General features: G+C 51.4%; 16 protein-coding genes, 4 tRNA genes and 1 riboswitch. Of the genes, 8 read left to right on the top strand and 12 right to left on the bottom strand.

What is annotated here, in order from left to right; all coding sequences use genetic code 11:
- Positions 1 to 25 precede the first annotated feature (25 nt).
- The 8 genes from KQI75_RS08425 to typA all read right to left on the bottom strand — a co-directional run bounded on the left by KQI75_RS08425 (position 26) and on the right by typA (position 7,478).
- A complete protein-coding gene (locus tag KQI75_RS08425) occupies positions 26 to 1,192 on the bottom strand; it encodes a glycoside hydrolase family 3 protein (RefSeq protein ID WP_246566532.1) in 1,167 nt (388 codons plus the stop codon).
- Positions 1,193 to 1,213: 21 nt separating this feature from the next.
- On the bottom strand, positions 1,214 to 1,690 hold the full coding sequence (locus tag KQI75_RS08420; RefSeq protein WP_216470312.1) for a pyridoxamine 5'-phosphate oxidase family protein: 477 nt from the start codon (positions 1,688 to 1,690) through the stop codon (positions 1,214 to 1,216).
- Positions 1,691 to 1,769: 79 nt separating this feature from the next.
- Positions 1,770 to 3,005 carry an ABC transporter permease gene (locus KQI75_RS08415; RefSeq protein WP_216470310.1) on the bottom strand — a complete coding sequence of 412 codons (1,236 nt, stop codon included), beginning with the start codon at positions 3,003 to 3,005 and terminating at the stop codon, positions 1,770 to 1,772.
- A 3-nt stretch (positions 3,006 to 3,008) separates the two neighbouring features.
- Positions 3,009 to 3,887, bottom strand: a complete 879-nt coding sequence (locus tag KQI75_RS08410; protein ID WP_216470308.1) for an ABC transporter ATP-binding protein — start codon at positions 3,885 to 3,887, stop codon at positions 3,009 to 3,011.
- The gene (locus KQI75_RS08405) at positions 3,871 to 4,614 is read right to left on the bottom strand and encodes a hypothetical protein (RefSeq protein WP_216470307.1); all 744 of its coding nucleotides are present in this window, start codon (positions 4,612 to 4,614) and stop codon (positions 3,871 to 3,873) included. The genes KQI75_RS08410 and KQI75_RS08405 overlap by 17 nt, the downstream gene beginning before the upstream one ends.
- On the bottom strand, positions 4,611 to 5,135 hold the full coding sequence (locus tag KQI75_RS08400) for an RNA polymerase sigma factor (protein WP_216470305.1): 525 nt from the start codon (positions 5,133 to 5,135) through the stop codon (positions 4,611 to 4,613). Before KQI75_RS08400 ends, KQI75_RS08405 begins: the two co-directional genes overlap by 4 nt.
- A gap of 129 nt (positions 5,136 to 5,264) precedes the next feature.
- Positions 5,265 to 5,642 (bottom strand): RidA family protein, encoded by a 378-nt coding sequence (locus tag KQI75_RS08395; RefSeq protein ID WP_216470303.1) that lies wholly within the window; start codon positions 5,640 to 5,642, stop codon positions 5,265 to 5,267.
- Between the two features lie 18 nt (positions 5,643 to 5,660).
- A complete protein-coding gene (gene typA / locus KQI75_RS08390; RefSeq protein ID WP_216470301.1) occupies positions 5,661 to 7,478 on the bottom strand; it encodes a translational GTPase TypA in 1,818 nt (605 codons plus the stop codon).
- A 234-nt stretch (positions 7,479 to 7,712) separates the two neighbouring features.
- Between typA and KQI75_RS08385 the strand changes: the two genes are divergently transcribed.
- The 7 genes from KQI75_RS08385 (at position 7,713) to aspS (ending at position 12,522) form a co-directional block, all read left to right on the top strand.
- A tRNA-Gln gene (locus KQI75_RS08385) sits at positions 7,713 to 7,786 on the top strand.
- Between the two features lie 4 nt (positions 7,787 to 7,790).
- Positions 7,791 to 7,864 (top strand) — tRNA-Gln (locus KQI75_RS08380).
- A gap of 3 nt (positions 7,865 to 7,867) precedes the next feature.
- A tRNA-Ser gene (locus KQI75_RS08375) sits at positions 7,868 to 7,958 on the top strand.
- A 239-nt stretch (positions 7,959 to 8,197) separates the two neighbouring features.
- Positions 8,198 to 9,157: a hypothetical protein gene (locus KQI75_RS08370; RefSeq protein ID WP_216470299.1), complete on the top strand. Its 960-nt coding sequence runs from the start codon at positions 8,198 to 8,200 to the stop codon at positions 9,155 to 9,157.
- Positions 9,158 to 9,298: 141 nt separating this feature from the next.
- Positions 9,299 to 9,389, top strand: a tRNA-Ser gene (locus KQI75_RS08365).
- A gap of 116 nt (positions 9,390 to 9,505) precedes the next feature.
- Entirely contained in the window at positions 9,506 to 10,408 is a 903-nt protein-coding gene (locus tag KQI75_RS08360) for a PHP domain-containing protein (RefSeq protein WP_216470297.1), read from the top strand.
- A 362-nt stretch (positions 10,409 to 10,770) separates the two neighbouring features.
- A complete protein-coding gene (gene aspS / locus KQI75_RS08355) occupies positions 10,771 to 12,522 on the top strand; it encodes an aspartate--tRNA ligase (RefSeq protein WP_216470295.1) in 1,752 nt (583 codons plus the stop codon).
- An 86-nt stretch (positions 12,523 to 12,608) separates the two neighbouring features.
- Here the strand turns inward: aspS and dapB are convergent, their stop codons facing one another.
- The 4 genes from dapB to KQI75_RS08330 form a co-directional block, all read right to left on the bottom strand.
- Positions 12,609 to 13,370, bottom strand: coding sequence for a 4-hydroxy-tetrahydrodipicolinate reductase (gene dapB, locus KQI75_RS08350; RefSeq protein WP_216470293.1), 762 nt, complete (start codon positions 13,368 to 13,370; stop codon positions 12,609 to 12,611).
- A 12-nt stretch (positions 13,371 to 13,382) separates the two neighbouring features.
- Positions 13,383 to 14,276, bottom strand: coding sequence for a 4-hydroxy-tetrahydrodipicolinate synthase (gene dapA / locus KQI75_RS08345; protein WP_216470291.1), 894 nt, complete (start codon positions 14,274 to 14,276; stop codon positions 13,383 to 13,385).
- Positions 14,277 to 14,329: 53 nt separating this feature from the next.
- Positions 14,330 to 15,409 carry an aspartate-semialdehyde dehydrogenase gene (asd, locus tag KQI75_RS08340; protein WP_216470290.1) on the bottom strand — a complete coding sequence of 360 codons (1,080 nt, stop codon included), beginning with the start codon at positions 15,407 to 15,409 and terminating at the stop codon, positions 14,330 to 14,332.
- Positions 15,410 to 15,561: 152 nt separating this feature from the next.
- Positions 15,562 to 15,741, bottom strand: a riboswitch (Lysine riboswitch).
- Positions 15,742 to 15,901: 160 nt separating this feature from the next.
- Positions 15,902 to 16,252: a helix-turn-helix domain-containing protein gene (locus KQI75_RS08330; protein ID WP_216470288.1), complete on the bottom strand. Its 351-nt coding sequence runs from the start codon at positions 16,250 to 16,252 to the stop codon at positions 15,902 to 15,904.
- Positions 16,253 to 16,355: 103 nt separating this feature from the next.
- On the opposite strand from KQI75_RS08330, the gene KQI75_RS08325 reads away from it, so the two are divergent.
- Positions 16,356 to 16,574, top strand: coding sequence for a hypothetical protein (locus tag KQI75_RS08325; protein ID WP_216470287.1), 219 nt, complete (start codon positions 16,356 to 16,358; stop codon positions 16,572 to 16,574).
- Positions 16,575 to 17,069 lie beyond the last annotated feature (495 nt).

The following is a 17,069-nucleotide window of genomic DNA, read 5'->3' as shown; positions in this document are numbered from 1 at the left end:
CGACAGGCTGTCGGGGGGTTTTGGCTTACATATGGACTTTTACTTTGACAATGCGCGTCACGGATTCATTGACTCGCTGTTCGGTCAACGTCCCGTCCTTCACGGCGTCTAGCACACCTTGATATGCCTCCTGAAAATCCTCCGGCATGAGAACAATATCCGCTCCTGCCTGCAGCGCCTTCACCGCTGCCTGTGCAGAAGTGTACTGCTCGGTCACGGCGCCCATGTTCATCGCGTCTGTGACAACAATGCCGTCATAGCCCATCTGTCCGCGCAGAATATCGGTAATCATAGTCTCGGACAGCGATGCCGGCGTATCATCGCCTGTGACGCGCGGCGCGGAGATATGTGCCGCCATGATGAACGCTGCGTTGTTTTGAATGGCGTTTTCAAACGGAATCAGCTCGCTTTGCTTGAGTTCATCCAGTGTCTTGTCCGTGTACGCATAGCCCTGATGCGTATCTCCCGCCGTCGCACCGTGTCCCGGAAAATGCTTGTATACGCTGTACACCTGATGCTGTGCCAATCCCTGCGCAACCGCAAGGGACATGTCAGACACCACGCGCGGATCGCTGCCGAACGACCGTTTTTTGACCACGGTGTTGTCCGGATTGGTGAGCACATCGGCGTCCGGCGCAAAATCCAAATTAAATCCCAGCTCGGACAAATACGAACCGATGGTTTCTCCCGCCTGTTTGGCTTGTTGTACGTCACCGGATGCGCCGATTTTCGCCATATCGCCGACATCTGTCACGTCAAATCGTCCGGTCGATGCCACGCGCGCCACCGTGCCGCCTTCTTCGTCCACACTGAGAAAGGCGGGCAAGCCGATTCTGTCCTCGCTGTACTTCTGAACATTGCGCAGCATGTCTTGTACCTGCTGTTCCGACTGCAAATTGTCGCTGAAATAGACAAATCCGCCGACCGGCGTTTTGTTTATCGCCTGCTTTGTCGCATCACCCGCTGCTGTCGCCGTGCCAATGTCAACAATGGCTTCCGGCTGCACAAGGAACAGCTGTGCCACCTTCTCTTCCAGTGACATCGAATCGACAATGTTCTGGACTTCCTCGGTTTTTGTCGGTTTGGTTTGCGCTGCGCTGCCGGTGTCAGCAGAATTTGTTCTGCATCCAACACAGCCTAACAGGAGTGCTGCACTGAGCAGTATGGCAAGAGATCGGATTCTCTTTTTCAATGGTATCCCCCCTTTGAACGTTTATCTTTCATTTACCAGTTTTCCTGTCATATGCTCAATATGCAGCGCCAAAAGCTGCACACGCGCAATGGCTTTTTCCATTTCTGCGTCAACTTCTTCTTCGGTCGGATAATATTTCATCGCCAATTTACGGACTTTTTCGCTCGTCTGTGCTGCGTCTTCAATCAGTTCCGCTCTGCCGAATACAATGACACTGGTCACATTCCATACCCAGTCATTTTCTTTCTGAAAACCGGTATTCCATGTGGTAAAGCACACTTTGTCACAATCTTTAATCGCGTCAATTTTATGTCCGACCTTGGCACAGTGAAAATAAATCGTCTGTTCCTCTTCCTCATAGTAAAAATCCAGCGGAACGGCATACGGATAGCCTTCATCACCGATGACCGACAAAACGCCTCGTTTTTCTGTTTTAAGGATTTCTGCGCATGTCTCCGCTGTGACTGCCTGTTTGTATCTTCTCATCTCTCGAAACATATCGTTTTCTCCTTTTTGTTGTGACAGATATAGGATATATGCTCATTATAAAGCATTCCCTACGGCATTGCAACGCAGGTTATTTGGCAATATGTTTCTGATAACACCGTACCGTCAAAAATAAAAACAAAGGAATCGCCACAAGCTCACACACCAGCATCACATGCACCGGCCAAACGCTGATCGTCTTGCCAAGATGCAGAAATTCAAAATCGCATATCGTATAGATATAGCTATTATTCATGCCAACACCGCCAGCCGGTAAAATGCGGGTAATCCACGCGATCAAATTTCCGCCGCCAAACATATACAGCAAAGACGGCGCGAGCAAAAATACCAACGAAATGCCCAGCGCCTTGACATTGGAACGGCTGACGCTTGACACGAACAAGGTAAAACTGCTGACAGCAAGCAGCGTCAAAAGTCCCATAGCTGTAATGGCATTTTGCGCCTCTCCGACTGTACCGGAAAACAGTGTTGCCGCAGAATGAATCACCTGCAGGGATGTCTCTCTGCATTCCCAACCAAACAGAGAATTGGAAAGCACGGTAAAAATCGTCATGCACACAGCAAATACCGTAATGAAAATCAGCATTGCTGCCGTGATTTTTGTCACTGCCAGTCTCTTGCGGCCATGTTTCGTGCAGCGCAAAATATCATCCGCACCGGTCTGATACTCCGCAGAAAAGGTCGGCGCGGCAATCAGTGTGCACAAAAATACCAACAGAAAAACATATATCCCAACATATTCCAACGCATCCATCGTATATCCCGGATAATAGAAAAACGGCTGCGGTACTTTGCTGTACATCTGTTTTGCCTGTTCCTGTGCCTCCGGATGGTCATGCTGCTCTAAATTCATCAAATCACCAATGTGCGTTTTACACTGTTTGTAAAAGTTCTTGGCATCTTGATTTGTCAGCTGTGTAACCTCCGGCGCGAGTCCCTGTGCATCGGCATTGATCTCAATCAGGCGCCTAACCAACGGAGCTTCTGGAAAAATTTTGCGATAATAGACATCTATCGGAAAATCTTCGCTGTTGACATCTCCATATTGTCTTACTACCCCTTGGTACTCTGCCAGAGCTTTTTGCACCTTTTCCGCTGTCACTTCGCCGCTGTACGGCGCAGCCAGTTGTTTGATCTCCTGCACTGCTTGCAAACCGGTGATTTCAGAACCCTCTGATGAATACAGTCTGACATATGATACCGGTAGCCATGCCATTACGAGCGACAGAACCAATGCCAACGCCAAAATGCATCTTGTCGCACGTGAACTTAACGTGCGTTTGAGTTCCAATTGCAATAATCGCATCAGTTACCCCTCTCTTTCTGTGTTCGGAAACAGCCACAAATACAAATCTTCCAGACGCGGCTCTATATTTTGAGACTGCGGAACTTCCGGTTTCTCTGCCAAATAGCGAATGGAAATACTGCCGTCTTCTTTATTGCGCAGGCTGACAACGCATAGCTGTTGCTCCCACCGTGACACCTCTTCCGGTCGGATCCTCGCATTCCAAACCTTCCCATTCATCTGCTGTACCAGTTGTTCCGTCGTTCCGGACGCGATAATGGAGCCATCTTTCATGACTACATTTTGCGTTGCGATATACTCAACATCCGACACAATATGCGTCGAAATCAGCACAATGCGGTCGTGGGCAAATTCCGACAGCAAATTTCGGAAACGCACGCGCTCTCCCGGATCCAGTCCACTGGTCGGCTCGTCCAAAAACAATACCTCCGGCTCATTGAGCAACGCCTGTGCAATACCGACTCGGCGCTTCATGCCGCCGGACAGCTTGGCAATCTTTTTATTTTTCACCTCAGACAGCGTTAACAGCTCCAGTAAATCATGGATGCGCTTTTTTGTGTCTGTTTTCGTCAGTCCTTTGAGTGCCGCCATGTATTCCAGATAATTTTTTACCGTGAATTCCGGATAAAATCCGAACTCCTGCGGCAAATAACCAAACACATCGCGCCACGCTGCGCCCAATGTGCCAATCTCTATGCCATCATAATAAATCTCGCCTTTGGTCGGCTGTAAAATACCCGCAACCATGCGCATCAGGGTCGTCTTGCCCGCGCCGTTCGCACCCAACAATCCCCACACGCCTGGTGTCAGCTTTAAACTAACATCGTTGACCGCTCGTTTGTCTTGAAATTGCTTGGTCATATGGTCAATGCGCAATTCCATACACCATTCCTCCCTTTTTTATCAAGTTCCAAAGCTGTACACCACAGATAAACAACAATGCAGCAAACACGCCCACATACCCTATGTGAAATTCGGCTGCAATCCGGCTGCGATGCCAACAAAGCAGAAACACCAACACGATGCTCGTCCAAACCGCTGCATACAACGGCAGTTTTCCCCATGCGGCATGTGTCAGCAGCAGCAAATCACCGCACATGGTAAGCAGAGCAGGAAAGAGTACATACATAACAATGCAGCCCAAGCTGAACCATGTATGGTGCGCGGCACATACAATCGCAACGCTTAGTGTCACTACCACGCCGATTCCTGTAAAAATCAGCCGCGCAGCCAGCTGCTGTGCGCCGGAATAATAGCACGGCAATTCGATTTCCATCATTTGATACCGAATGGTTCGATACAGTATCGGCAGCACTGCAGTAATTGCCGCAACACTACATCCCATGAGCGATACATACGGATAGGCAGATAACGCGCCGCTGTACATACAGCCAAGTAATGCCGCTAATACAAGAATCTGCCACAACCACATAGAGACACCGGAAAACCGTGCCTGTATGATCAGGAAAGAAATCCAGCTTCGATGATTCCGCGGCGGATGTTTCGCCGCCATGTTTTGTACTGCCACGACGGTTCGTTGTACTTGTTCTGCATTTGGTTGCTCATGTGTCCGAAGTCCTTCAGACAGCTGTTTTTCAAAATTTTTCATTGCCATCCTTCCTCCGACAATTTGGATTTCAGCGTTTTGAGTGCTGCCCGCAGGCGAGATTGTACGGTTCGCAGCGGCAGGCCTGTTATTTGTGCAATCTCCCGCAGCTTGAACTGCTGTGTATAGCGCAAAATAACCAACTCCCGCTGTTGTTCCGGCAGCAGCGCCGTCAAACGCAGAAAATCTGCCTCCTGTTCCGCCTGCTGATAGCCATTTTCCTGTGTTATCAGACCTTCCGGCAGCGAAATATCTGTATTCCAATGGCTGCGATACATATCCGTACAGATATTGGCTGCAATACGATAGAGATATGCTCGAAATTTTCCTCTGTGTATGTAGCCGTCCCAATGCCGCAGGAGCTTCAAAAAGGTTTCATGCACAGCATCCTCTGCGCTTTGTTTGTCCGGTGTATGCCAGCGGCAATACCGCAGCAGTTCCGGATAATACATCTGGATGAGTTCTTCCATCGCCGATGCGTCTCCATCTGTGATTCGTTTTATCAATTGATCTTCACGCGTCAAGATACACCTCCTGAAGGCGTCCCTTCACTTATTACAACGGATGGCGTGCATAAAATGATTGACCCAAGGCAAAAAAAATTCCGGCTGTCTGTGAAATGTCACAGACAGCCGGAAATATTATGCTTTGATTTACTTCGCGCAGATGGTCTCTACCTCGAGCTTTGCGCCCTTCGGCAGACCTGCAACGGCAAAGCAGGAACGAGCCGGAGCTTCGTTCGGGAAATACTTGGCATATACCGCATTGAATGCAGCGAAATCATTCAAATCAGCCAAGAAACAGGTTGTCTTAACAACGTTTGCAAACGTCAGACCAGAAGCTTCCAGCAACGCGCCGATGTTCTTCATAACCTGTTCGGTCTGTTCTTCAATGGTCTTGCCTTCTACCTCGCCGGTAGTCGGATTGATCGGAATCTGACCGGAGGTGAATACATAGCCGTCGGTCTCAATCGCCTGCGAATACGGGCCGATTGCAGCCGGTGCGTTAGACGTCGAAATTACCTTCTTCATCACAAAACACTCCTTTTTTTACTTGCCCTTCAGCTTCTTCATACGCTCGGTATTCGACAGAATTGCCTTGCGCATACGAATGCTCTCCGGAGTTACTTCAATCATTTCGTCATCGCCGATGAACTCCATTGCTTCTTCAATGGACATCTTGCGCGGCGGAACCAGACGCAGTGCATCATCTGCACCTGCGGAACGCATGTTGGTCAGCTGCTTCTTCTTGCAGACGTTCACAGCCATGTCCTCGTTCTTCGGGGACATACCGATAATCATGCCTTCATATACCTCCGTGCCCGGTCCGATGAACAGCTGTCCGCGCTCCTGTGCGTTGAACAGACCGTAAGCGACAGCCGTGCCGGTCTCAAAGGCAATCAGCGAGCCGGTGGAACGCTTGGAAATCTCGCCCTTGTACGGCATGTAATCATAAAATACCGAGCTGAGGATGCCTTCGCCCTTGGTATCGGTCAAAAATTCGGTCTTGTAGCCGAACAGACCGCGTGCCGGAACCAGGAACTCGACGCGCATACGGTCGCCCTGCGGTGCCATGTGCTGCAGCTCACCCTTTCGAGCGCCCATCTTTTCCATAACGGAACCGACAGCGTCCGCCGGAACGTCTGCCACCATGCGCTCAATCGGCTCGTACTTCTTGCCGTCAATGGTCTTGAACAGGGCGCGCGGTGCACCTACCTGAAATTCGTAGCCCTCGCGGCGCAGGTTCTCAATCAGAATGGACAGATGCATCTCGCCGCGGCCTGCTACGCGGAAGGTATCCGTGTTGTCGGTCTCGTGTACGCGCAGCGATACGTCCTTGAGCAGCTCGCGGTGCAGACGCTCACGCAGCTGACGGGAGGTGACAAACTTGCCCTCGCGGCCGGCAAACGGAGAATTGTTGACGGAGAAATACATTTCTACCGTCGGCTCGGAAATCTTAACGAACGGCAGAGGCTTCGGGTTTTCCACATCACACAGCGTATCGCCGATGGTGACGTTTTCAATACCAGATACACAAACAATGTCGCCGGCAGAGATTTCATTTACCGGTGTGTGACCCAAGCTGTCAATGGTATACATGGATACAGCCTTTGCCTTGTACGGCTTGTCGTGATGATTATAGTTGCAAACCATCAGTTCCTGACCAACGCGCATCGTGCCGCGCTCCACGCGACCGATGGCAATGCGGCCGACATAATCGCTGTAGTCAATCGAGGATACCAGCATCTGCAGCGGGCCGTCGGTGTCCACGTGCGGTGCCGGAATGTGCTCCAGAATGGTCTCGAACAGCGGGGTCAGATCTTTGCCCGGCGTGTTCGGAGACAGGCTTGCCGTGCCGTCGCGGCCGGAGCAGTACAGAATCGGGCTGTCCAGCTGCTCATCCGAAGCGTCCAGCGTCAGCAGCAGTTCCAGAACCTCATCGCCGACGTCTGCCAGACGGGCATCCGGACGATCAATCTTATTGATAACAATAATAATCTTGTGACCAAACTCCAGCGCCTTTTCCAGAACGAAACGGGTCTGTGGCATCGGGCCCTCAAATGCATCGACCAGCAGGATAACGCCGTCAACCATCTTCAGGATACGCTCGACCTCGCCGGAGAAGTCGGCGTGACCCGGGGTGTCTACAATATTGATCTTCGTATCTTTATAATGTACAGAAGTGTTCTTTGCCAGAATCGTAATGCCGCGCTCACGCTCCAGATCGTTGCTGTCCATGACGCGCTCCTCCACTACCTGATTGGCACGGAAGGCACCGCCCTGCTTCAGCATCTGGTCGACCAGCGTTGTCTTGCCGTGGTCAACGTGCGCGATGATTGCGATGTTTCTTAAATCATTTCTTACCATGAGTTCCTCCAAAATAACGTCGAAACAGATTCATACATAGATTTTTGTCTTTTTTGTATCGTGATTTATTATACCCTGTCTTTTATGCTTTTTCCATCCTCAGGTTCATCAAAATTTCTCTTTTTTTGTGCAAATTTTTCATAAATTTTTTTGGATTTTTTCTTGACATTCTACCCCAACATGAGTATAATAATATTCGTTGGTTCGCAAGAAACGACACACAACAAAAGACATTGCCGAATTGTGTAAGGGTAGCACGACAGACTCTGACTCTGTTTGTGAGGGTTCGAATCCTTCTTCGGCAACCAATATTGCCGAATTGTGTAAGGGTAGCACGACAGACTCTGACTCTGTTTGTGAGGGTTCGAATCCTTCTTCGGCAACCATATGGAGAGTTGGCTGAGTGGTCGAAGGCGCACGACTGGAAATCGTGTAACGGTGATGAGCCGTTCTAGGGTTCAAATCCCTAACTCTCCGCCATAACAAAAAGACTTGAAGTTCGCTTCAAGTCTTTTTGTTTTCTACTTTTCGGCGCCAAAACCTTGTCAGAACCGCCAAAAAATCCCGATTTGTGTATGATTTTCATGAATTTTTCGTGAAACTTCTTTGTTTTTTCCATTTTTCCCTTGACATCTCCTGTGCTTTCGAATAAAATAAATTACAATTTGATTACAAAACAATTTCACGTTTGTAATCTATTGTTAAGAAAGGAGATTTTTATGACAACGGATTTATCTAAAAAATTGATCCGAACCGTTTCTTCCATCTGTATTCTGGGTACGCTCACCGCTGCCGCCGCATTCGCAGCCGGTGACCCGTCTATTTCCATAGATAAAGAGTTATTTTCTCAGGCTGCCATCTCTCCGGCAAAGCTGGACGAGATTTACGCAAGCCAGCCGGCCGCAGACCCGTCTGCCCCGTCCCTGACCGAGCAGACCGGTGCAGATGCACAGGCGGTTTCCGCCGCAGATGCCTCTGTCTCCACCGATGACGCCGCACCGGCAGCCAAATCCACGCCCACCGACACTTCGGCGGATACAGCCAACACCGCAGCAGACACAACGGACAGCACGGCGGCACCTGCCGAATCCGCTCCTCCGGTCACAACACCGGTGTATGATTTGCAGACCAATCATCCGGACACGCCGTATATGACCAAGGACGGCAGACCGGCAGGCGCAACCATTTATACCTCCGGCTGCTGTCCGGTCAGCGTTGCCAACATCCTGCGCAATCTGTGCGGCATCACCGATGCCACATCGGAAAACATGTGTGCACTTGCCACGGAATCCGGCGCGCGCTACGACGGCGGCACCGATCCGCTCAAGATGCTGGACGCCGCCGCTGCCAAGTGGGGCGGCTTCACCTATCAGTACTCCAATTCTATGGATGAACTGCAGCAGTGTCTGGCCGAAGGCGGCATGGCACTCGCGCACACCAGCGGTGCATCCGGCGGTGCAACCGGACTGTTTGCAGACAACGGTCATTTTGTCGCACTGGTATCCGGCGATGCCTCTGTGATTACCGCCGTTGATCCGTATTGGACGGAAACCAAGTGGACTGCTAACGAGACGCGCAAGGCAAATGCCGTTGAGACCGAAACCCACGGTGTCGTCAACGTGCAGACCGGTGCCGTCGGCGCCGCTTGCGACTACTTCTATCTGATTCGCAAGGCATAATCCTTTTAAACAGCAGCTTACCGCTGCTGTTTTTTGCTGTCCGGATTTTTTTGCAAAATTTCTCAAAAAAATGCTTGACTTTCTGTCCCGCACGCGGTATAATAAATTTCGTCGCTGAGAGGCGGACAACCAAATAGTGATGGAGAGTTGGCTGAGTGGTCGAAGGCGCACGACTGGAAATCGTGTAACGGTGATGAGCCGTTCTAGGGTTCAAATCCCTAACTCTCCGCCATAAAAAGCACAGAAACATCGGTTTCTGTGCTTTTTCTTTTCCGCAAACTGTCTCTATACATTGCCTGCCGTTTGTGCTATACTAACTAGACACATAAAATATAGGAAAGGCAGGCAGTGATTTTGTCCCGTGCAGACCTGCATATTCACACGCTATATTCCGACGGTTCCGACTCGACGGAGCAGCTGCTGACAACCATTCGAACCAATCAAATCACCTATTTTTCTGTGACCGATCATGACACCATTGACGGCGTGCTGCACATGCAGTCATTGGATTTGACCGGTCTGCACTTTTTCCCCGGCGTAGAGTTTTCCTGCTTTACCCCGTATAAAAAATGTCATATTCTCGGATACTGCTATGACGCCGCATGCCCCACGTTTCAGGACGTCCTGCTCGAAGGACATGACAAGCGCATGCAAAAGCTCCGGCTCCGTTTGGACTACCTGAAAGAAAAATTCGGCATCGTTTTTTCCAAACAGACACAGGATTCCTTTTATCAAATGACCAGTGTGGGAAAACCGCACCTTGCCAAAGCGCTGATTGCGCTCGGCTACGGCACAACCATACAGGAGGTCATGGACAAGTATCTGACCCTGCGCACCCCGAACGACAAGGTAGAAGCCGCCAAAGCCATCGCAGCTATACGGGCATCCGGCGGAACCGCCGTTTGGGCGCACCCGCTCGGCGGCGAAGGCGAACGGCATCTGACACCGGAGGAGTTCACCAAACAGCTGGATATTCTGCTGCAATGCGGTCTGCAAGGTCTGGAATGCTATTATTCCCGCTACAATCGGGAGGAAATCGACTTTTTATTACAGCAGGCGCGCAAGCATCATCTGTTCATCAGCGGCGGCAGCGACTATCACGGCGTCAACAAGACCATCTCTCTGTGCGAGCTCAACAGCTTCGGCGCGCCCGTTGATTCGTCTCAGCTCAGCCTGCTCACCTATCTGCGTCATCAGCACGCCGCTCCATCAAAATTCCCAAACGGGAATCGCACAGTCTGTGCTTTTTGATGCGGTATTCGGGTTGACATCCGCCGTGTTATACCATATAATAATGAAGAATATTGGCGATGACGAAGAAAAGTAACGCTCTTTATCGCTTCCAGTGAGCGGAGGACAGTGCGAACTCCGCAGAATTGAATGAGCGCGAAGAACACTTTATCAGCCGCAATCTGAACCTTCGGGAATGTTTCCGATCAGTAGGTGCGCCGACCTGCCGTGCGACAAACGGCTCTCTTGAGTGACCGGCTTTTTCCGGTAAATCAGGTGGTACCGCGGACAGTATACTGTTCGTCCTGAACCAATTGTTTGGGGCGAGCAGTTTTTTTATGCTTTTTTCCCGAAAAATCAATCATATGAAAGGAGTTCAAACCATGAACACATCCAATGTTTATCGCAACAAGACAATGAATGTCATCACGGAAGCAGATGTCGGCTCCACCCTGCGCATCGCAGGCTGGGTAGAAAACATCCGTGACCACGGCGGTGTATCCTTCATCGACCTGCGCGACATGTACGGCACCATGCAGGTTGTTATGCGCGACACCTCCCTGCTCAAGGGCATCAACAAGGAGGACTGCATCTCCGTAGAAGGCCCGATTCAGCACCGCGATGAGGAAACCTACAACCCGAAGATTCCGACCGGCACCATCGAGCTGGAGGCACACACGGTTACCATGCTGGGCAAGGTGCACCGTCAGCTGCCGTTCGAAATTCAGACCTCGAAGGAAATCCGTGAGGATGTCCGTCTGAAGTATCGTTACCTCGACCTGCGCAACAAGAAGGTCAAGGACAACATTGTATTCCGCTCTCAGGTTATCTCGTTCCTGCGTCAGAAGATGACAGACATGGGCTTTTTGGAAATCCAGACCCCGATTCTGTGCGCTTCTTCTCCGGAAGGTGCGCGTGACTACGTGGTTCCGTCCCGTAAGTTCAAGGGCAAGTTCTACGCGCTTCCGCAGGCTCCGCAGCAGTACAAGCAGCTGCTGATGGTATCCGGTTTTGACAAGTACTTCCAGATCGCTCCGTGCTTCCGCGATGAGGACGCACGTGCTGACCGCTCTCCTGGCGAGTTCTATCAGCTGGACTTTGAGATGAGCTTTGCTACGCAGGAAGATGTTTTCCGTGCAGGCGAAGAGGTTCTGACCGCTACGTTTGAGAAGTTTGCTCCGGAAGGCGCTGCTGTCACCGCTGCTCCGTATCCGGTCATCAGCTACAAGCAGGCTATGCTGGAGTTTGGTACCGACAAGCCGGATCTGCGCAACCCGCTGCGCATCATTGACCTGTCCGAGTTCTTCTCCCGCTGCACCTTTAAGCCGTTCATCGGCAAGACGGTTCGTGCCATCAAGGTTCATGCGAACATGTCCAAGGGCTTCCATGAGAAGCTGCTGAAGTATGCACAGTCCATCGGTATGGGCGGTCTGGGCTACCTGCAGGTCAAGGACGACATGTCCTACAAGGGACCGATCGACAAGTTCATTCCGGACGACATGAAGTCTGAAATCGCAGAGCTGGCTGGTCTGGAAGCTGGCGACACCATCTTCTTTATCGCTGACCGCGAGAGCAAGGCAGCAAACTACGCAGGTCAGCTGCGCAATGAGCTGGGCGCTCGTCTGGATCTGCTCGAGAAGAACGCATATCGCTTCTGCTTCGTCAACGATTTCCCGATGTTCGAGTTTGATGAGGAAGAAAAGAAGATTATCTTCACCCACAACCCGTTCTCCATGCCGCAGGGCGGTCTGGAAGCGCTGAATACCAAGGATCCGACCGAGATTCTGGCATATCAGTATGATATTGTCTGCAACGGCGTGGAGCTGTCCTCCGGTGCTGTTCGTAACCACGATCTGGAAATCATGGTCAAGGCATTTGAGATTGCCGGCTACACCGAAGAAGATCTCAAGGAGAAGTTCGGCGCGCTGTACAATGCCTTCCAGTTTGGTGCACCTCCGCATGCAGGCATGGCACCGGGCGTTGACCGCATGATTATGCTGCTGCGCAACGAGGAGAACATCCGCGAGGTCATCGCATTCCCGATGAACGGCAACGCACAGGATTTGATGTGCGGCGCTCCGGGCGAAATCACCGAGCATCAGCTGCGCGAGGTTCACATCAAGATTCGCGACTGAGTTTTCTGTCCGTTCAAACCGTAAATAAAAAAACTACACCCTGCCGTTCCGGAAACCGGAACAGCAGGGTGTTTTGCTATGCAAATTTACTTGGCAGCGATAACATCCGACATGTCGTACATGCCCGGCTGCTTCTGTGTGCCCAAGAATGCAGCGGCATCTACTGCGCCGACTGCGAACACTTCACGGGACAGTGCCACGTGACGAATTTCAATCAGCTCATCGCGGCCTGCGAACAGCACTTCGTGCTCGCCGACAATCGTGCCGCCGCGCACCGAATGAATGCCGATTTCATTCTGCGGGCGCTTCATGCGGCGCTCGTGACGGTCGTACACATATTCTGCATCATACGGCAGTGCTTCGCTGACAGCGTCTGCCAGCATCAGCGCCGTGCCGGACGGGGCGTCCAGCTTCTGGTTGTGATGCTTCTCAGTAATTTCTACATCGTAGCCATCGCCCAGCACCGTTGCCGCCTTGCGCAGCAGATCCATCATCAAGTTGATGCCGATGGACATGTTGCCGGAGCGGAATACCGGAATGACGGCAGATGCTTCTCGAATTTTCGCCAGCTGCTCCTTATCATAGCCAGTTGTGCAGAAAATAACCGGTGTCTTGGTTTTCACACAGTAATCCAGCAGCATATCCAGCGAAGAAACGTTGGAAAAGTCAATGATGACGTCACAGGCGCCGGTAAACTCATGCGGGTCTGCATAGACCGGATAGTCTGCCAGCTTCTCAGTATACGCATCAAAGCCTGCCACAATCTGCATGTTTTCTTTCTTGGAGACAATATCCGTAATGACCTTGCCCATGCGGCCGTTGCAGCCGCAAAGTCCGATTTTCAACATCCTTATATCTCCTTACTTTACCGGTGCGTAGCCTGCTTCGGTCATGGCCTTGCGCAGAATCTCAGTGTGCTCTGCACTCATGTCGCACAGCGGCATGCGCAGCTCGCCGACATCCCAGCCCAGCATACGAACAGCCATCTTAACCGGAATCGGGTTTACTTCTACAAACAAAGCGTTAATCAGATCCAGATACTTGATCTGCATCTCACGAGCTTCCGCATACTTGCCGTCCAGACACAGCTGCGCAATGTTGTGCGCAACGTCCGGCGCTACGTTTGCCAGAACGGAAATAACGCCCTTGCCGCCCATAGCCATCAGCGGAACGATCATATCATCGTTGCCGGACCAGAAGTTCAGATTGTCACCGCACAGGCGCATTGCCTCTGCCAGCAGGGAGAAATCACCGGATGCTTCCTTTGCACCGTTGATGTTCGGATGCTTGGACAGCTCAAAATAGGTCTCCGGCTTAATGGTCATACCGGTACGGCTCGGTACATTGTAAACAACGATCGGAGTCGGGGTTGCATCAGCCAGCGCATAGAAATGCTTAATCAGACCCTGCTGGGTGGTCTTGTTGTAATACGGGGTAACGGTCAGCAGACCATCTGCACCTGCCTGCGATGCAAACTTGCCCAGCTCAATGGCATATCTCGTGTCATTGGAACCGGTACCTGCGATAACCGGAACGCGGCCATTGACATGGTCGATACAAAACTGAATGGCTTCCTTGTGCTCCTTGTCGGTCAGGGTCGAGCCCTCACCGGTGGTGCCGCAGATGGTAATAGCATCAATACCACGAGCGATCTGGTCATCAATGAAGCGGCGGAATTCCGGATAATTGACACCGGTTTCCGTCATCGGAGTCACAATAGCAACGTTAGCGCCGGTAAAAATCGGCTTCTTCATAGGTTTTCCCTCCAATCAAACCATATATCTCTATTTCAGAATCAGAGAATACTTTAGTCCATGTAGCCCTCAGCGCACAGCAGCTCTGCCAGCTCAACAGCGCCGCCAGCGGCACCGCGCAGGGTGTTGTGGGACAGGCTGACAAAACGATAATCAAAGATTACGTCGTCGCGCAGACGGCCGATAGAGACAGCCATGCCGCCTTCCAGATTGCGGTCAAGGCGAGCCTGCGGGCGGTCATCCTCTTCAAAGTAATGCAGGAACTGCTTCGGTGCGCTCGGCAGGTTCAGCTCCTGTGCACGGCCGCTGTAATTTGCCCAAGCTTCCAGAATCTGCTCCTTGGTCGGCTTGTTCTTAAACTTGACGAACGCAGCAGCGGTGTGGCCGTCGCTTACCGGCACGCGCAGGCACTGTGCGGAAATAACCGGCTCAGCAGCGGATACGATCTCGTCGCCCTGTACGGAGCCCCAAACCTTCATCGGCTCCTTCTCAGACTTCTCTTCCTCGCCGCCGATGTACGGAATAACGTTGTCTACCATTTCCGGCCAAGTCTCGAAGGTCTTGCCGGCGCCGGAAATTGCCTGATAGGTGCAGACAGCGACCTTCTCAATGCCAAATTCCTGCAGAGCGGTCAGAGCCGGAACATAGGACTGGATCGAGCAGTTGGACTTAACAGCGATGAAACCACGCTTGGTGCCCAGACGCTTGCGCTGTGCCGGAATAATCTCGACGTGCTCAGCGTTTACTTCCGGAATAATCATCGGAACGTCCTTGGTGAAGCGGTGTGCGCTGTTGTTGGAAACAACCGGGCACTCCAGCTTTGCGTACTTTTCCTCCAGTGCACGGATGACGTCCTTCTTCATGTTTACTGCACAGAACGTGAAATCAACCTTGGAAACAAACTCCTCTGCGTCGTTTTCTGCGTCGTACAGAACCATGTCCTTTACGCTCTCCGGCATCGGCGTGCTCATCTTCCAGCGACCCTCTACAGCTTCCGCATAGGTCTTGCCCTTGTTGCGTCCGCTTGCAGCGATAGCGGTAATGGTGAACCACGGGTGATTTGCGAGCAGGGTCACAAAGCGCTGACCAACCATACCGGTTGCGCCGATAATGCCGACCTTGTAATTCTTCATCGTTGTTATTTCCTCCTGAAAAGCAATTGCTCAAAATGACATATACCAATTAAAGCACACATCGTCCCGATTTTCCCGCACATACAATAAAAAATCGGTCGGTAGAAACCGGCCGATGATGCGAAACAGCTCACTGCCCTGCAGCAGTGCAAAGTAGCGATAGCGCATCACGGGCGAACCGGTGACAGCCGGACAGATGTTCTCGTGCCCGTCCAGACAGACACCCGCGAATCTGGCATCCTCTTCGGCGGCCATCCCCTTTCCAGCCCTTTCACAGAAGGATTCGCCTTCTCCTGAACCATACTTATGTCGGCCGCGCCTCAATCGTACTAGACAATTTATGCTTTTTTCATTTTAGCACGGGACAATTTGCTTTGTCAAGGCGATTTGACGAGGAAAGCGCACAAAACGACGGAATTTTCCCGCCCTTCTTTCGTGCGGTTTTGTTTTTTCCCGATGAACAAGTGTCTTTCCACAAACAGCAAGCCCGTGCTACGCTCTTTTGTCGTTGGCAAGCTCCAGCGCGGACAGCATCTGCGAAATGCCGCGCTCGACCAGCACGCCCTGTTCGACGGGAAGCTCGCGCAGCTGCTGCAATAACACGTTGCCGTCCTCCGACGCGCTCCCACCGAGCAGCAGATAATCCGCGGATACGCCTAAAATCTCGCAGGTCTTTTTGAGCGCCGTCAGGGAAATGCCGACCGCCCCACGCTCGATATTCGATACGTGTTGTACACCTACATCTATTAATTCAGCAAATTGTTCCTGCGTATACCCTGCACGCTCACGAGACAGCTGTATTCTGTGTCCTACTTCTATATTGATCTCTTTTTTCTTCTGCATAAACTCCGCCTCCTAGGCTTAGTTTATACAAATCTTGGCTTGACAAACATTATCATATAAGCGTATAATACGTGTAATAGGCGTATATAAGAAGGTGTAACCAGTGGCATTAGAACATGGCAGTGATGATTACTATATCTTTGACCAACTCGCAAACAAGATTTATTGTGCTCGTTTCTATCTTAGCTCCTCGGATTGGGCAGATACGTTCGTGAGCGCAGACCTCGCAGACATCGCGCACACGCTCGCGGATATGATGCGCTTCAAGTACGGCGCAGATGATTCCAATGTAAACTCCTTAATTGAATGGTATCATTTATAATCTGAACTATCATGCAGAACTGTTCTTGATGGACGGTTCTATTTTTATATGCAAAATTGTCTGGATTGTTAAGTCTCCAGCCCTCTCAGTCATTTGCTTCGCAAATGCCAGCTCTCCCAATGGGAGAGCCGAGAAGCCGGTGCGCAACGTTTACCCTGACGCACAATCCAAACTTGTCTCTCCCTCTGGGAGAGATGTCGCGCAGCGACAGAGAGGGCAGGCTCCTTCTTTGAGGGAGCTGGATTTGCCGCAGGCAAAGACTGAGGGAGTTTTGCAGATTGACAAGATACGCATAAGTTTTGCCCTGAGCAGACTTGTTTGCGTGCTTGCCCTCTCAGTCGTTTGCCCTGATGCAGACCTGCCAGTGTGCTGCTCCTTCCGTCACGGCTTACGCCGTGCCACCTTCCTCAGGGAGGAAGGCTTTTGTCTCGCACAAACCAAACTTGTCTCTCCCTCTGGGAGAGATGTCGCGCAGCGACAGAGAGGGCAGGCTCC

Source organism: Butyricicoccus intestinisimiae (genome assembly GCF_018918345.1).
GTDB classification, from domain to species: Bacteria; Bacillota; Clostridia; order Oscillospirales; family Butyricicoccaceae; genus Butyricicoccus_A; species Butyricicoccus_A intestinisimiae.
Note: the sequence above shows the minus strand (reverse complement) of the source record. Positions and strands in the feature narration are given on the sequence as shown.

Excerpts from the sequence above, each read along its gene's own strand:
- KQI75_RS08420 (WP_216470312.1), bottom strand. The coding sequence starts at position 1,690 with ATGTTTCGAGAGATGAGAAGATACAAACAGGCAGTCACAGCGGAGACA.
- KQI75_RS08415 (WP_216470310.1), bottom strand. The coding sequence starts at position 3,005 with ATGCGATTATTGCAATTGGAACTCAAACGCACGTTAAGTTCACGTGCG.
- KQI75_RS08410 (WP_216470308.1), bottom strand. The coding sequence starts at position 3,887 with ATGGAATTGCGCATTGACCATATGACCAAGCAATTTCAAGACAAACGA.
- KQI75_RS08405 (WP_216470307.1), bottom strand. The coding sequence starts at position 4,614 with ATGAAAAATTTTGAAAAACAGCTGTCTGAAGGACTTCGGACACATGAG.
- KQI75_RS08395 (WP_216470303.1), bottom strand. The coding sequence starts at position 5,642 with ATGAAGAAGGTAATTTCGACGTCTAACGCACCGGCTGCAATCGGCCCG.
- typA (WP_216470301.1), bottom strand. The coding sequence starts at position 7,478 with ATGGTAAGAAATGATTTAAGAAACATCGCAATCATCGCGCACGTTGAC.
- KQI75_RS08370 (WP_216470299.1), top strand. The coding sequence starts at position 8,198 with ATGACAACGGATTTATCTAAAAAATTGATCCGAACCGTTTCTTCCATC.
- aspS (WP_216470295.1), top strand. The coding sequence starts at position 10,771 with ATGAACACATCCAATGTTTATCGCAACAAGACAATGAATGTCATCACG.
- dapB (WP_216470293.1), bottom strand. The coding sequence starts at position 13,370 with ATGTTGAAAATCGGACTTTGCGGCTGCAACGGCCGCATGGGCAAGGTC.
- dapA (WP_216470291.1), bottom strand. The coding sequence starts at position 14,276 with ATGAAGAAGCCGATTTTTACCGGCGCTAACGTTGCTATTGTGACTCCG.
- asd (WP_216470290.1), bottom strand. The coding sequence starts at position 15,409 with ATGAAGAATTACAAGGTCGGCATTATCGGCGCAACCGGTATGGTTGGT.
- KQI75_RS08330 (WP_216470288.1), bottom strand. The coding sequence starts at position 16,252 with ATGCAGAAGAAAAAAGAGATCAATATAGAAGTAGGACACAGAATACAG.